The sequence below is a fragment of the Microlunatus spumicola genome (assembly GCF_039536445.1).
Classification (GTDB): domain Bacteria; phylum Actinomycetota; class Actinomycetes; order Propionibacteriales; family Propionibacteriaceae; genus Microlunatus; species Microlunatus spumicola.
In genome coordinates, this window is record NZ_BAAAYR010000004.1 from 823,045 (window position 1) to 837,585 (window position 14,541).

Annotated in this window: 13 protein-coding genes; 9 read left to right on the forward strand and 4 right to left on the reverse strand. The window is 73.0% G+C overall.

Features of this window, described 5'->3' with window-relative positions:
- Position 1: 1 nt before the first annotated feature.
- Positions 2 to 1,069, reverse strand: coding sequence for an aspartate-semialdehyde dehydrogenase (locus tag ABD665_RS16780; RefSeq protein WP_204913645.1), 1,068 nt, complete (start codon positions 1,067 to 1,069; stop codon positions 2 to 4).
- A gap of 142 nt (positions 1,070 to 1,211) precedes the next feature.
- Between ABD665_RS16780 and ABD665_RS16785 the strand changes: the two genes are divergently transcribed.
- On the forward strand, positions 1,212 to 1,943 hold the full coding sequence (locus ABD665_RS16785) for a CPBP family intramembrane glutamic endopeptidase (protein WP_344742596.1): 732 nt from the start codon (positions 1,212 to 1,214) through the stop codon (positions 1,941 to 1,943).
- A gap of 10 nt (positions 1,944 to 1,953) precedes the next feature.
- Positions 1,954 to 2,607 carry an alpha/beta fold hydrolase family protein gene (locus ABD665_RS16790; RefSeq protein ID WP_204910083.1) on the forward strand — a complete coding sequence of 218 codons (654 nt, stop codon included), beginning with the start codon at positions 1,954 to 1,956 and terminating at the stop codon, positions 2,605 to 2,607.
- A gap of 319 nt (positions 2,608 to 2,926) precedes the next feature.
- Here the strand turns inward: ABD665_RS16790 and ABD665_RS16795 are convergent, their stop codons facing one another.
- On the reverse strand, positions 2,927 to 3,778 hold the full coding sequence (locus ABD665_RS16795) for a TIM barrel protein (protein ID WP_204910084.1): 852 nt from the start codon (positions 3,776 to 3,778) through the stop codon (positions 2,927 to 2,929).
- Positions 3,779 to 3,843: 65 nt separating this feature from the next.
- Between ABD665_RS16795 and ABD665_RS16800 the strand changes: the two genes are divergently transcribed.
- From ABD665_RS16800 to disA, 5 genes are all read left to right on the forward strand, one after another.
- Positions 3,844 to 4,647, forward strand: coding sequence for a DUF3109 family protein (locus ABD665_RS16800; RefSeq protein WP_344742542.1), 804 nt, complete (start codon positions 3,844 to 3,846; stop codon positions 4,645 to 4,647).
- Positions 4,648 to 4,655: 8 nt separating this feature from the next.
- Positions 4,656 to 5,291, forward strand: coding sequence for a VOC family protein (locus ABD665_RS16805; protein WP_204913646.1), 636 nt, complete (start codon positions 4,656 to 4,658; stop codon positions 5,289 to 5,291).
- A gap of 7 nt (positions 5,292 to 5,298) precedes the next feature.
- Positions 5,299 to 6,396: a histidinol-phosphate transaminase gene (hisC, locus tag ABD665_RS16810; protein ID WP_204910085.1), complete on the forward strand. Its 1,098-nt coding sequence runs from the start codon at positions 5,299 to 5,301 to the stop codon at positions 6,394 to 6,396.
- Positions 6,397 to 6,406: 10 nt separating this feature from the next.
- A complete protein-coding gene (radA, locus tag ABD665_RS16815; protein WP_204910086.1) occupies positions 6,407 to 7,810 on the forward strand; it encodes a DNA repair protein RadA in 1,404 nt (467 codons plus the stop codon).
- A gap of 99 nt (positions 7,811 to 7,909) precedes the next feature.
- Positions 7,910 to 8,986 (forward strand): DNA integrity scanning diadenylate cyclase DisA, encoded by a 1,077-nt coding sequence (gene disA, locus ABD665_RS16820; protein WP_344742544.1) that lies wholly within the window; start codon positions 7,910 to 7,912, stop codon positions 8,984 to 8,986.
- Between the two features lie 24 nt (positions 8,987 to 9,010).
- On the opposite strand, the gene ABD665_RS16825 is transcribed toward disA, so the two are convergent.
- On the reverse strand, positions 9,011 to 9,877 hold the full coding sequence (locus ABD665_RS16825; protein WP_204910087.1) for a hypothetical protein: 867 nt from the start codon (positions 9,875 to 9,877) through the stop codon (positions 9,011 to 9,013).
- Between the two features lie 85 nt (positions 9,878 to 9,962).
- Between ABD665_RS16825 and ABD665_RS16830 the strand changes: the two genes are divergently transcribed.
- Together ABD665_RS16830 and ABD665_RS16835 are read left to right on the forward strand one after the other, a co-directional pair.
- Complete coding sequence (locus ABD665_RS16830) at positions 9,963 to 10,850, forward strand: A/G-specific adenine glycosylase (protein WP_344742546.1); 888 nt, start codon at positions 9,963 to 9,965, stop codon at positions 10,848 to 10,850.
- Between the two features lie 41 nt (positions 10,851 to 10,891).
- On the forward strand, positions 10,892 to 11,779 hold the full coding sequence (locus ABD665_RS16835; protein WP_344742547.1) for an aldo/keto reductase: 888 nt from the start codon (positions 10,892 to 10,894) through the stop codon (positions 11,777 to 11,779).
- Between the two features lie 155 nt (positions 11,780 to 11,934).
- On the opposite strand, the gene ABD665_RS16840 is transcribed toward ABD665_RS16835, so the two are convergent.
- Positions 11,935 to 14,484, reverse strand: coding sequence for an AAA family ATPase (locus tag ABD665_RS16840; RefSeq protein ID WP_204910088.1), 2,550 nt, complete (start codon positions 14,482 to 14,484; stop codon positions 11,935 to 11,937).
- Positions 14,485 to 14,541 lie beyond the last annotated feature (57 nt).

Consider the following 14,541-nt stretch of genomic DNA (forward strand, 5'->3'; position numbering starts at 1 on the left):
GTCAGGCCCGGCTGCCGCTCAGCGCCCGCGACGGCTGCTGCCCGGCGATCAGCTCGGCGATCTGCACGGCGTTCAGCGCCGCGCCCTTGCGCAGGTTGTCGTTGCTGATGAACATCACCAGGCCCTTGCCCTCCGGCGCGGAGCGGTCGGCGCGGATCCGACCGACGTAGCTCGGGTCGCGCCCGGCGGCGTCCAGCGGCGTCGGGACGTCCATCAGCTCGACCCCGGCCGCCTCGGCCAGGAGGGCCGTCGCCTGGTCGGCGCTCAGGTCGTCCGCGAACTCCGCGTGCACCGCGAGCGAGTGGCCGGTGAAGACGGGCACGCGCACGCAGGTGCCGGCGACCAGCAGGTCGGGGATGTGCAGGATCTTGCGGGACTCGTTGCGGAGCTTCTGCTCCTCGTCGGTCTCGCCCCAGCCGTCGTCGACGATCGACCCGGCGAGCGGGAGCACGTTGAAGGCAATCGGCTTGGCGTAGAGCTCGGGCGCGGGCAGGGTCACGGCCCGACCGTCGAAGGCCAGCCCCGCCGCCTCGTCGGCCACCGCGCGGACCTGGCGGTCCAGCTCGGAGACCCCGGCGCCGCCGGAGCCGGAGACGGCCTGGAACGTCGCCACCTGCAGCCGGACGAGCCGGGCCGCGCGGTGCAGCGGTGCGAGCACCGGCATCGCGGCCATCGTCGTGCAGTTCGGGTTGGCGATGATGCCCTTGGCCGGGCTCAGCGCGTCCTCGGGGTTGACCTCCGCGACGACGAGCGGCACGTCGGGGTCCATGCGCCAGGCGGACGAGTTGTCGACCACCACGGCGCCGGCCTCCGCCACCCGCGGGGCGGTCGCCTTGGACGCGGCCTTGCCGTTCGAGAACAGCGCCAGGTCGAGCCCGGCGAAGTCCGCCGTCTCGGTGTCCTCGACGACGACCTCGCCGTCGCCCCAGGGCAACGTCTTGCCGGCGGACCGGGCCGAGGCGAAGTAACGGATCTGCTCGATGGGGAAGCCGCGCTCGGCGAGCAGCGTCCGCATGACGCCGCCGACCTGGCCGGTGGCCCCGAAGACTCCAACACGCATGGGGGCCAGCGTAGGGCGTGTGCGAAGGATCACCCGTGTCCTTCCGCCGCCAGGGCAGGATGGGGTCGTGGTCGTGGGGCGCGTGCGCGCAGGTCTGAGCGGGCTCGACGCGACGTGGCCGGCGCCGCACGGGCGGGCGCCGGGCGGGTGGATCGGGCTGGAGATCTTCGTCGTCCTCGGGCTGTCGCTCGGGCGATCCGCGGTCTACTCGATCCTGTCGATCATCGAGCGCTCGACGCGGGGCACGCCGCTGTCCTCGCAGACCTCCACGCTCAACGCGTCGGCGACGCCCGACCGCCCGTGGCTCGACCTGGGCTACCAGCTGGTCGGGATCGGGTTCGCGATGGTGCCGGTGCTGCTGGCCCTCTACCTGCTCAACCAGACGAACCCGCCCGCCGGTCGGCTGGTCGGGCTCGTCCCACCGCGCCCGCGCTTCGACCTGCTCGGCGGCCTGGTCATCGCGCTGGCCATCGGGATCCCCGGGCTCGGGCTCTACCTCTCGGCCCGCGCGCTCGGCCTCAACACCCAGGTGCAGGCATCGGGCCTCGGCGACAGCTGGTGGACGATCCCCGTGCTGGTGCTCTCGGCCGCGCAGAACGCCGCGCTCGAGGAGGTCGTCATGGTCGGCTACCTCGTCGTCCGGCTGCGGCAGCTCGGCTGGCGGCTGCCGGCGGTGATCGCGTTCAGCGCGGTCGTGCGCGGGTCGTACCACCTCTACCAGGGCTACGGCGGGTTCGTCGGCAACCTGATCATGGGCGTGATCTTCCTGCTCGTGTTCCTGCGCTGGCGACGGGTGACGCCGCTGGTCGTCGCGCACACGCTGCTCGACGTCGGGGCGTTCGTGGGCTACGCCCTGGTCGCGCCGCACGTGTCGTGGCTGTGAGGATGCTTCGGTGAACAGCTCAGCGCAGGGCAGGACGCCGGTCGTCGTGCTGCGGCCCGCCACCTCGCCCGGCGGCAGCGCCCAGGACTGGACGACCGCGTGGTCCGCCCAGGGCCGCACCGCCCTCGTCCCTGACCTGGAGCCCTCGCCGGGGCTCGTCGTGCTGGAGTCCCCGGGGCTCGAGGTCCTGGCGGCCCTCACGGCCTCCGGCGCCGAGCGCGCCGTGCTCTACGGGAGCGGCTACGGCGCGATGGTGGCGCTGCACGTCGCCGCCCACCACCCCGAGCGGGTGGCCGCGCTGGTGCTAAGCACCGCGGGCCGCATCGTCGACCGGCAGCGCCGCGGGATCGCGGACGCCGCGTACGGGCTGCTCCCCGTCTCCCGCGTGCAGCAGCTGCACGGCCCGCAGGTCCGGGTGCTCGAGCTGCTCGACCAGGTCCGCACGGTCGACTGGAGCCCGTTCGCGGCGCAGGTCCGGACGCCGGCGGTCGTCGTCCTCGGGGACCGCGACCCGATCAACCGGGGACCCAGCCGACGTCTGGCCACGGTGCTGGTCGGCGCGGAGCTCGTCCTCGTGCCCGGCGCCAGGGAGGGCTGGGCCACCCGCGACCCCACCGCCCTCGTGGACGCGGCGACCCCGTTCCTGGAGCGCCTCGGCGTCTGAGGCTGTAGGCGGGCGCGCCGCGTCAGCGCTCAGCAGCCTTGAGCGGCTGCGGCGGTAAAGAGGTTGCCGGCCCAGGGCCAGGTCCCCGAGGATCGGGCCAGGTCGAGGGGCCTGGAGGCGGCAATGGTGCTCCGTCGCAAGCCCGGCGACCGAGCGGTGTCCGGGCGCAGCACCCCCCGGACGCCCAACCCTGTCCCCTGCTTCGATCTGCTCGCTCTTGTGTCAGCTGCGCGTGTTGCCACACGCGCAGATGACACAAAGGCGAGCAGACGCGGGCGACGGCGATGTTTCAGCCCCTCGGTCCGTGAGAAGGCGGCGCCTACTGCTCCTGCGCGCTGCCCGTCGCGTCGACGGCGAAGGAGCGGTCGCCCGCGGCGAGGTGCTCGCGGGTGAAGTCGAGGGCCTCGGCGAGCTCCGCCTCGCGGCGGCTCCGCGAACCCGACTTGCGCGAGTTGACCTCGAGCACGACGTGTCCCGCGAACCCGTTCTCGGCCACCCAGGTCAGGGTCTCCCCCGCCCGCTGGTCGCCGTAGCCGGGCATCAGGTGCTCGTCCTTGCGGGAGCCCGTGCCGTCGGTCAGGTGGATGTGCTGGAGCCGCGAGCCCCAGGTCTTCGCCAGGTCGATCGACTGCTGCTGCGCCGTGGAGGCGTGCGAGAAGTCCAGCGTGAGGTGCTCGTACGGGAGCTCGGTCGGGTCCCAGCCCGGCATGTAGGCCTTGACCTCGCGGCCGGGCGTACGCCAGGGGTACATGTTCTCCACGCAGAAGGTGACGTCGTACTCACGGTTCAGCCGCTCGATGCCCGCGACGAACCCGCGGGCGTACTCGACCTGCCAGCGGAACGGCGGGTGCACGACCACGACGTCGGCGCCGAGCCGGATGGCCGCCTCGGCCGAACGCTCCAGCTTGGCCCACGGGTCGGTCCCCCACACCCGCTGGCTGATGAGCAGGCAGGGCGCGTGCACGGCGAGCACGGGGACCCCGTGGTAGTCCCGCAGCTTCTCCACCGCGTCGATGTCGGCGGCCACGGCGTCGATGCCGACCATGAGCTCGACCCCGTCGTACCCCAGGCGGCGGGCGAGCTCGAAGCCGCTCGACGTCCCCTCGGGGTAGACCGACGAGGTCGAGAGGGCCACCTTGGGCGTGCGCCCGGTGGCGTCGGACTCTGTCACCCCGCGAGACTACGCTCAAGCGGTGGTCGTGCCCGGTAGTTCGGAAGTGCCGCGAGGGACCACTCGTGCCTGAGGTGCAGATCGGGTTCCCGCGGGCGTGGGCGGAGCTCACGGACCCCGCCGACCCCGACCAGGTGTTCCGCTGCGACCTCACCTGGCTCACCTCACGCTGGACGTGCATCTTCGGCCAGGGCTGCCCCGGCATCTACGCCGACCGGCCCGACGACGGCTGCTGCACCCTCGGTGCGCACTTCGCCGACGAGGAGGACGAGGCGCGGGTCGCGGAGGCGGTCTCCTGGCTGACCGCCGAGCAGTGGCAGCTGCGCGACGTCGGCCTGCGCGACGGCTGGGCGGGCCCCGAGGAGCCCGACGACCCTGTCTCTGAGAGCGAGGAGCCCTCCCGCAAGACGCTCGTGCACGACGGCGCCTGCATCTTCCTGAACCGGCCGGGCTTTGCCGGCGGCACCGGCTGCGCGCTGCACAAGCTCGCCCTCGACACCGGGCTGCCGATCACCGAGACCAAGCCCGACGTCTGCTGGCAGCTCCCGCAGCGCCGCCAGTACCGGACCGTCACGCGCACCGACGACACCACCTACCTCGAGGTGAGCATCGGCGAGTACGGCCGTGAGGGCTGGGGACCGGGCGGCCACGACCTCGACTGGTACTGCTCCTCGAACACCGAGGCCCACGTCGGCACGGCGCCGGTCTACGCCACCAACGCCGACGAGCTCCGCGCGCTGATGGGCGACGCGGCGTACGAGGTGCTGGTCGGGCTGTGCGAGGAGTTCGAGACCCGCCGGGGACGGCGGCTGTCCCACCCCGCCGACCCCCCGGCACCCGCCGCGGGTGCGGCAGCGAGACTGGGGTGATGGGGACGATGCAGCTGGACCATCTGGCCTTCGCCGCGGGACCCGAGGGGCTGGACGAGACGACCCGGCGGCTCGGCGGCCAGCTGGGCGGCCGCTTCGTCGACGGCGGCTTCCACCCCCGCTTCGGCACCCGCAACCGGATCCTGCCCCTCGCCGGGGGTCGCTACCTCGAGGTCGTCGAGGTGCTCGACCACCCGGCGGCGGACAAGGCGCCCTTCGGCCAGGCCGTGCGGGCGCGTTCCGCGGACGGCGGCGGCTGGCTCGGCTGGGTGGTGGCGGTCGACGACCTCGCCCCCGTGGAGGAGCGCCTCGGCCGGACGGCGGTCGAGGGCAGCCGGTTCACCCCGGACGGCTCGCAGCTGCGCTGGCGCCAGGTGGGCGTCAAGGGGCTGCAGAGCGACCCCCAGCTCCCCTTCTTCGTGCAGTGGCTGAGCGACCCCGAGCGGCACCCGTCGGCCGGCGGCGGCGACATCGCGCTGACCACGCTCGAGATCGCCGGCGACCACGAGCGCGTGGACGAGTGGCTCGGCGGCAAGATGAACCTGGTCCTCGACGACCTCGACGTCGAGTGGGTCGCCCCGCACGGCCAGCCCGGGGTCGTCGCCGCGGTGTTCACGACGCCCTCCGGCGTCGTCCGCATCTAGCGCCCCGATGCCCGTCCCGCTCCGGCCGGCCGTCTCCGGCCTGCCCGCGTACGTCGCCGGCCGGCCGGCCCCGGCCCGCGACGACCTCGTCACCTACAAGCTGTCGAGCAACGAGAACCCGTTCCCGCCGCTGCCGGGCGTGCTCGACGCGGTCGCGCGGGCGTCCGCCTCGATGAACCGCTACCCCGACATCGCCAACGCGGTGATGGCCGACGCCCTGGCCGCCCGGCTCGGGGTCGAGCCCGAGCGCCTCGCCTTCGGCACCGGTTCGGTCGGCGTGCTCTACCACCTGCTGCAGGCGGTGTGCGGGCCCGGCGACGAGGTCGTGCACGCCTGGCGCAGCTTCGAGGCGTACCCCATCGCCGTGCTGCTGACCGGCGCCCGGTGGGTCGGCGTGCCCCTGGGCACCGGCGCCGAGCACGACCTGGACGCCATGCTCGCGGCGGTCGGCCCGGGCACACGGGCGGTGCTGCTCTGCAGCCCCAACAACCCGACCGGCCCCGCGCTGCGCCACGACGAGGTCGTCGCCTTCGTCGACGCGGTGCCCGACGACGTCCTCGTGGTCGTCGACGAGGCGTACGTCGAGTTCGTGACGGACCCGACCGCCGTGCGCGGGCTCGAGGTGGCGCAGGGCCGCGACAACGTGGTGGTGCTGCGGACGTTCTCCAAGGCGTACGGGCTGGCCGGCTTCCGGGTCGGCTACTGCGTGGCCGAGCCCCGGCTCGCCCAGGCGGTCCGGTCGGTGGCGCTGCCCTTCGGCGTCTCGCTGCCCGCGCAGGCCGCCGTGCTCGCCTCGCTGGAGCAGGAGGACGAGCTGCTGGCCCGGGTCGCCGAGCTGGTGACCCGGCGCGACGCGCTGGTGGCCGGGCTGCGCGGGGCCGGGCTGGACGTCCCCGACGCGCAGGGCAACTTCGTCTGGATCCCCGCCGGGCGGCGCACGGCCGAGGTCGCCGCGACGTTCGGCGAGGCCGGGCTCGTCGTCCGGCCGTACGTGTCGGACCACCCGGGCGACGGGGTGCGGATCACCGTCGGCGAGCCCGAGGCCAACGCCCGCGTGGTCGAGGTCGCGGCGCGGTTGGCGGGAACTGTCGGAGGCCCCGCCTAACGTCTCGGGTGTGGCAAAGGCAGCGACGCGACCCGGGTTCACCTGCACCGAGTGCGGCTGGACGACCGTCCGGTGGCAGGGCAGGTGCGGCGAGTGCCAGACCTGGGGCAGCGTCAGCGAGACCGGCGCGCCCAAGCTGGCGACCGTCCGGTCGCAGGCGCCGACCGCGAAGGCCGTGCCGATCGGCAAGGTCGACCCGGACCTCGCGGCCCGCACCCTGACCGGCGTCGGTGAGCTCGACCGCGTGCTGGGCGACGGCATCGTCCCCGGCGCGGTGGTGCTGCTCGCCGGGGAGCCGGGGGTCGGCAAGTCGACCCTGCTGCTCGAGGTCGCGGCCCGCTGGGCCAAGTCGGGCCGTCGCACGCTCTACGTCACCGGCGAGGAGTCGGCCGCCCAGGTCCGGCTGCGCGCGGGCCGCACGCACGCCCTGGCCGACGAGCTCTACCTGGCGGCGGAGACCGACCTCGGCACGATCCTCGGTCACATCGAGGAGGTGGCGCCCTCGCTGATGGTGCTCGACTCGGTGCAGACCGTCGGCACGGCCGAGGCCGAGGGCTCCCCCGGCGGGCCCACCCAGGTCCGCGAGGTGACCGGCGCCCTGGTCCGGGTGGCGAAGCGCCGCGGCATGGCCGTCATCATCGTCGGCCACGTGACCAAGGACGGGGCCATCGCCGGACCGCGGCTGCTCGAGCACCTGGTCGACGTCGTGCTGGCCTTCGAGGGCGACCGGCACTCCGGCTTCCGGATGGTGCGCGCGACCAAGAACCGCTTCGGGCCTGCCGACGAGGTGGGCTGCTTCGAGATGGCCGACACCGGCATCGTCGAGGTGACCGACCCCAGCGGGCTGTTCACCTCGGTGCACGCCGAGCCCGTCCCGGGGACCTGCATCACGGTGACCATGGAGGGCCGGCGCCCCCTGCTCGCCGAGCTGCAGGCCCTGGTCGTGCCGAGCACGCTGCCGTCGCCGCGGCGTACGGTCCACGGCCTCGACAACGGCCGGGTCTCGATGGTGCTGGCCGTGCTCGAGCGGCGCTGCCGCGTCGCCGTGGGCAGCCGGGACGTCTACGCCTCCACCGTCGGCGGGGCCAAGGTCTCCGACCCGTCGGCCGACCTCGCGATCGCCATCGCCATCGCGTCGGCGGCGACCAACGCCACGCTCGGCGCCCGCACCATCGCCCTCGGCGAGGTCGGGCTCGCCGGCGAGCTGCGCCGCGTGCCGGGAACGGAACGACGGCTGGCGGAGGCCGCGCGGCTCGGGTTCACGGACGCCGTCGTCCCCGCCGAGCCGCCGCCCAACGGCCGCCGGCTGGTGGACGCGCGCAAGATCGCCACTTCCGAGCGCGGGGGCCTGCGCGTCCACACCGTGCCCACGCTCGCCCACGCGCTCGCGGCCGCGGGGATCGACGGACGCTGAGGGCGCCGAGCCGCTGGGTGACGCTCTGCGGCTGAGACTGACCTAAGATGACGGCGGCCTGAGCGGGCGGGCCGACGAGACGAGCCGGGGGCACAGGCCGTGGAGGCGGACGACGACGAGGGCGACGAGCGGTTCACGCTGCTCGACGAGCTCCGGGCGCTCGCGCCCGGCACCCCGATGCGCGACGGGCTGGAACGCATCCTGCGCGGGCGTACGGGTGCCCTGGTCGTGCTCGGCGACACCGACGTGATCGAAGAGGTGTCCACGGGCGGGTTCGCGCTGGACGTCCCGTTCACGCCGACCGCGCTGCGGGAGCTGGCCAAGATGGACGGCGCCATCGTGATCAGCGAGGACCGCGAACGCATCGTCCGGGCCGGCGTGCACCTGATGCCCGACCGGGCCATCGAGACCTCCGAGACCGGCACCCGGCACCGTACGGCCGAGCGGGTTGCCCGTCAGTCGGGGCTGCCCGTGGTGACGGTGTCCGCGTCGATGGCGACCATCTCGTTGTTCATGGGCGACCAGCGCCACCTGCTGGAGCAGTCCGGCCAGATCCTCTCCCGTGCCGAGCAGGCGCTGCAGACCCTCGAGCGCTACCGCGGCCGGCTCACCCAGGTCATCGCGCGGCTGTCGTCGCTCGAGGTGCAGGACGCCGTCACCGTCCGCGACGTCGCGCTCGTCGCCCAGCGCCTCGAGATGGTGGGGCGGCTCGAGGACGAGATCGAGAGCTACGTGCTGGAGCTCGGCACCGACGGCCGGCTGCTGACCCTCCAGCTCTCGGAGCTGGCGGTCGACTTCGCCCGGCTGCCCGAGCTGCTCGAGCGGGACTACCGCCCGCACGACGAGGCCGACTTCTCGCTGGCCAACCTGCGCCGGCTCAGCACGCCGCAGCTCGTCGAGCCGGCCGTGGTCGCCCGCACCCTCGGGTTCGGACCGGTGGTCAACCTCGACGCCCGCGTGGTCAGCCGCGGGTTCCGTCAGGTGGCGCAGATCAGCCGGCTCCCCGCCGCCCTCGGCGTCCGGCTCATCGAGCACTTCGGCAACCTGCAGGCGCTCTTCGGAGCCAGCATCGCCGAGCTGCAGGCGGTGGAGGGCGTCGGCGAGAGCCGGGCCCGCGTCATCCGCGACGGGCTGCTCCGCCTGGCGGACGCCGCCTACAGCGACCGCCTCGACTGAGCGGGACCCGACCAGGCGCAGTGCCTAGGTCAGGATGACCCGCCAGCGCACCTCTTTGGTGTCGTCGAAGTTGGCGATGGCCCAGTAGTAGCCGGGCTCCGGACGCTCCTTCTGGTCCTTGCAGCCGGACCCCGAACGCTCCCCGTTCCACTTGACCTTCCAGTCGAGCGACTTCTCCGGAGCCAGCTTGCGGCTCTGCGTGGGGACGGCGGCCGGGCAGTCGTCGGTCGACCAGATCTTGTCCTTGCCCGACACGACGGTCAGGGTGAAGTTCGCGCTGGTCGCCTTGAGGTAGCACGACGTCTTCGAGCCGTTGATCAGCGAGACCGCGAAGGACGTCGACTTCGTCGCCCCGACCTTCTTGGGCCCGGTCAGCGTCGGCCGCAGGTCGTCGGTCGGGCAGGTGGCGAGCACCTTCGCCTTCGCCTTCTTCTGCGCGGCCGCCTTCTTCTCGGCCGCCTGCGCGGCGGCCTTGCGCTTCGCCGCGTCGGTCGGCGGCGTCGCCTTCTCGGTCTTGGTCTTCTGACCCGGGGCCGGGGTGACGACGCTGCCGTCCGTCGGCGACGCCGAGGCGCTCGGGGTCGTCGTGGCCGCGCCCGGCGTCGCCGACGCACTGGGGGCCGCCGTGCCCGACGCGCCCGGCGTCGTGCCCGGGGTCGGGCTGGCCGTCGGGTCCGTGACGGGGCTCGCGGAGGCGGGCGGCGGCAGGGTGGGCGCCACCACGGTCGGCGGGGCCGGCTCGGCCTGGACCGCCGACCCGGCGCTCATGGCGTTGCCGACGAGGGCGATGACGATCCCGATGGCGACGACCGCGGCGACCAGCACGGCGAGCCGCCGCACCCAGTAGCGTTCCCGCGGTTCCGGCCCGACCGGGTGGAGGACGCTGCTCATAACGGGGAGGTTAAGCAGCGGGGCCGCCCGCCGCCGTCAGGCTCGCCGCGCCCGGCGGAACATCACGAACGGGTACCGTCGCCCGGTGCCGGACGAGCTGATCACCCGCGTCGTCGCCTGGTACGACACCAACGCCCGCGACCTGCCGTGGCGACGACCCGGGACGTCGGCCTGGGCGGTCATGGTCAGCGAGTTCATGCTGCAGCAGACGCCCGTCGAGCGCGTCCGCGAGCCCTGGGCAAGGTGGCTGGAGCGCTGGCCGACCCCGGCCGACCTCGCGGCGTCGCCGTCCGGCGAGGCCGTCCGGGCCTGGGGCCGGCTCGGCTACCCGCGCCGGGCGCTCCGCCTGCACGGGGCGGCGGTGGCCATCACGGAACGGTTCGGCGGCGAGGTGCCCGAGACCTCGGCGGACCTGCTCAGCCTGCCCGGGGTCGGCAGCTACACCGCCGCGGCGATCGCGAGCTTCGCCTTCGGGCAGCGGGCCGTCGTCCTCGACACGAACGTCCGCCGGGTGCTCGGGCGCGTCACCGTCGGCCAGGCCCACCCCGGAACCGCGGTCACGCGCGCGGAGACGGAGGCCGCGGACGCGTACGCCCCGGTCGAGCCCGCCCGTGCCGCCAAGTGGGCCGTGGCGTCGATGGAGCTGGGCGCGCTGGTCTGCACCGCGCGCGCCCCGCACTGCGACGTCTGCCCGGTGAGCGACCTGTGCGCGTGGCGCACCGCCGGCTACCCCGCGCACGTCGGACCCCCGCGGCGGGGCCAGTCGTACGAGGGCACCGACCGCCAGTGCCGCGGCGCCCTGCTCGCGGTGCTGCGCGGCAGCGTCGAACCGGTCGGCGCCGACGAGCTGGCGGCGGCGTGGCCCGAGGCCGTGCAGCGCGAGCGGGCCCTCGCCTCGCTCGTGGACGACGGCCTCGTCGTCCGGGTCGAGCCGGTGGACGGGTCCGAGCCGCGCTGGTCGCTGCCGGGCTGACGCACCGGAGACCCACCGGGTCCTCTCGGTAGTTTGAGGCCGTGTCCCTGACTCCCGACGAAGCCGCCCACCCCGACTCGCTGCCGACGGTGCCGGCGCCGACGCCGCCGACCCGCAAGCTCCTGCACGGCGCCGAGATCCCGATGCTCGGCCTCGGCACGGCGCCCGTCCTCGGCGAGGAGGTCGTGCGCCAGGTGGCGACCGCGGTGGCCGCCGGCTACCGGCTGATCGACACCGCGGAGGCGTACGAGAACGAGGAGGGCGTCGGCGAGGGCCTGCGCGTCTCCGGCGTGGACCGCTCGGCGATCTTCCTGACGAGCAAGTTCAACCGGCAGTGGCACGGCGTCGACGGCGTCCGCCGGGCGCTGGAGGGCAGCCTCGAGCGGCTCGGGACCGACTACCTCGACCTGTTCCTCGTGCACTGGCCCAACCCGGACCAGGACCGCTACGTCGACGCGGTCCGCGGGCTGGAGGCGCTCCGCGAGGAGGGCCTGGTGCACGCCATCGGCGTCTCGAACTTCAAGCCTGCGCACCTTCAGCGGGTGGTCGACGAGACCGGGATCATCCCCGACGTGAACCAGGTGCAGCTGAGCCCCTACTCCACCCGTCCCGACGTCCGCGAGATCGACGACATGTACGGGATCGCCACCGAGTCGTGGAGCCCGATCGGCGCGAGCAGCACGGAGCTGCGGGAGGACCCGAGCCTCAGCGGCATCGCCGAGCGCCTGAACAAGACGCCGACGCAGGTGATCCTGCGCTGGCACGTCCAGATGGGCCTGATCGCCATCCCCAAGTCGACCAGCCCCGCCCACCTGGCCGAGAACATCGGCGTCTTCGACTTCGAGCTGACCCCCGACGAGATGGACGCCGTCAGCGCCCTCGACCGGGGCGACGCCGACCTCACCGACTCGGACGAGTTCGGGCACTGAGCGAGGAGGGCGTCGCGTCCTCTGACAAAAGTGGTCGGTCCCGCTGCGGCGGGCGGCCCGTACGACCTCCGGAGTGACCACTTCCGGCAGCAGACGCAGCGAGGCCCGGCACCGTACGAACGGTGCCGGGCCTCGGCTGGTCTAGCGGGCGGTGATCAGCCCTTGGCGGCCTCGCCGGGCTCCTCGAAGCCCTCGAACCCGTCCTCGATGATCCCGTCGAACTCCACCGGGGGCACGTCGGGAGCGACGTCCCGCTTGTGCCCGACGAAGGTGAACGGGTTCTCCGCACCGGGCTCGGCGACGTCGACGACGACGATCTCGCCCGGGTTGAGCTCGCCGAACAGGATCTTCTCCGCGAGGTGGTCCTCGATGTCGCGCTGCAGCGCACGGCGCAGCGGACGCGCACCGAGCACCGGGTCGTAGCCGCGCTCGCCGACGAGCCGCTTGGCGGCGGTCGTGAGCTCGATGCCCATGTCCCGGTCCTTCAGACGGATCTCGATCTGCGCGACCATCAGGTCGACGATCCGGATGATGTCCTCCTGCGTGAGCTGGCGGAACACCACGATCTCGTCGACGCGGTTCAGGAACTCCGGGCGGAAGTGCTGCTTGAGCTCGTCCGCGACCTTCGCCTTCATCTTCTCGTACGACCCCTCGGCGTTCGTCGAGGCGCTGAACCCCAGCGACACGCTCTTGGCGATGTCACGGGTGCCCAGGTTGGTCGTCATGACGATGACCGTGTTCTTGAAGTCGACCACCCGGCCCTGCGCGTCGGTCAGGCGACCTTCGTCCAGGATCTGCAGCAGCGAGTTGAAGATGTCCGGGTGCGCCTTCTCGACCTCGTCGAAGAGGACCACGCTGAACGGCTTGCGCCGCACCTTCTCGGTGAGCTGGCCGCCCTCCTCGTACCCGACGTAGCCGGGGGGCGAGCCGAACAGCCGCGAGGCGGTGTGCTTCTCGGAGTACTCGCTCATGTCGAGCTGGATGAGCGCGTCCTCGTCGCCGAACAGGAACTCGGTCAGCGCCTTGGTCAGCTCGGTCTTCCCGACGCCCGAGGGGCCGGCGAAGATGAACGAGCCGCTCGGCCGCTTGGGGTCCTTCAGACCCGCCCGCGTACGCCGGATCGAGCGCGAGAGCGCCCGGACGGCGTCGTGCTGGCCGATGTAGCGCTTGCCGAGCTCGTCCTCCATGTGGATGAGGCGGGCCGACTCCTCCTCGGTCAGCTTGAAGACCGGGATGCCGGTGGCGGTGGAGAGCACCTCGGCGATGATCTCCTCGTCCACCTCCGCCACCACGTCGAGGTCGCCGGACTTCCACTGCGCCTCACGCTCGGCGCGCGCCGACAGCAGCTTCTTCTCGTCGTCGCGGAGACCCGCGGCGCGCTCGAAGTCCTGCGCGTCGATCGCCGCCTCCTTCTCGAGGCGGACGCTGGCGACCTTCTCGTCGAACTCGCGCAGGTCCGGCGGAGCGGTCATGCGGCGGATCCGGAGCCGGGCGCCGGCCTCGTCGATCAGGTCGATCGCCTTGTCCGGGAGGAACCGGTCGGAGATGTACCGGTCGGCCATCTGCGCCGCGGCCACGAGGGCCTGGTCGGTGATGGTGATCCGGTGGTGCGCCTCGTAGCGGTCACGCAGCCCGCGCAGGATGTCGATCGTGTGGGCGATCGACGGCTCCGCGACCTGGATCGGCTGGAAGCGGCGCTCCAGCGCGGCGTCCTTCTCGACGTACTTGCGGTACTCGTCGAGCGTCGTGGCGCCGATGGTCTGCAGCTCGCCGCGGGCCAGCATCGGCTTGAGGATGCTGGCGGCGTCGATGGCGCCCTCGGCGGCACCCGCACCCACGAGGGTGTGGATCTCGTCGATGAACAGCACCACGTCGCCGCGGGTCTTGATCTCCTTGAGCACCTTCTTGAGGCGCTCCTCGAAGTCACCGCGGTAGCGGCTGCCGGCCACGAGCGCGCCGAGGTCGAGGGTGTAGATCTGCTTGTCGCGGAGCGTCTCGGGCACGTCGCCGCGCACGATCGCCTGCGACAGGCCCTCGACGACGGCGGTCTTGCCGACGCCGGGCTCGCCGATCAGCACGGGGTTGTTCTTGGTGCGTCTGCTCAGCACCGTCATCACGCGCTCGATCTCGGTCTCGCGACCGATGACCGGGTCCAGCTTGTTCTCGCGCGCGGCCTGGGTCAGGTTGCGGCCGAACTGGTCGAGCACCATCGAGGACGACGGCGTCGAGCCCTGCTCGGGAGCACCGGAGGTCGCGGCCTCCTTGCCCTGGAAACCCGAGAGCAGCTGCAGCACCTGGTTGCGCACCCGGTTGAGGTCCGCGCCGAGCTTCACGAGAACCTGGGCGGCGACGCCCTCGCCCTCGCGGATGAGGCCGAGAAGAATGTGCTCGGTGCCGATGTAGCTGTGGTTGATCTGCAGCGCCTCGCGGAGGCTCAGCTCCAGGACCTTCTTGGCCCGGGGGGTGAACGGAATGTGTCCGCTGGGGCTCTGCTGGCCGTGCCCGATGATCTCTTCGACCTTCTGGCGGACGGCCTCGAGGGAAATGCCGAGGGACTCCAGCGCCTTTGCGGCGACACCCTCGCCCTCGTGGATGAGGCCGAGCAGGATGTGCTCGGTCCCGATGTAGTTGTGGTTGAGCATGCGGGCTTCTTCTTGCGCCAGCACGACGACGCGACGCGCCCGGTCGGTGAACCTCTCGAACATGCTTACGGTGCTCCTCGCTCTACGGTGCGGACGCCCGTCGGCGGCTGCACTCCAGCG

Excerpts from the sequence above, each read along its gene's own strand:
- ABD665_RS16805 (WP_204913646.1), top strand. The coding sequence starts at position 4,656 with ATGCAGCTGGACCATCTGGCCTTCGCCGCGGGACCCGAGGGGCTGGAC.
- ABD665_RS16840 (WP_204910088.1), bottom strand. The coding sequence starts at position 14,484 with ATGTTCGAGAGGTTCACCGACCGGGCGCGTCGCGTCGTCGTGCTGGCG.
- ABD665_RS16825 (WP_204910087.1), bottom strand. The coding sequence starts at position 9,877 with ATGAGCAGCGTCCTCCACCCGGTCGGGCCGGAACCGCGGGAACGCTAC.
- hisC (WP_204910085.1), top strand. The coding sequence starts at position 5,299 with ATGCCCGTCCCGCTCCGGCCGGCCGTCTCCGGCCTGCCCGCGTACGTC.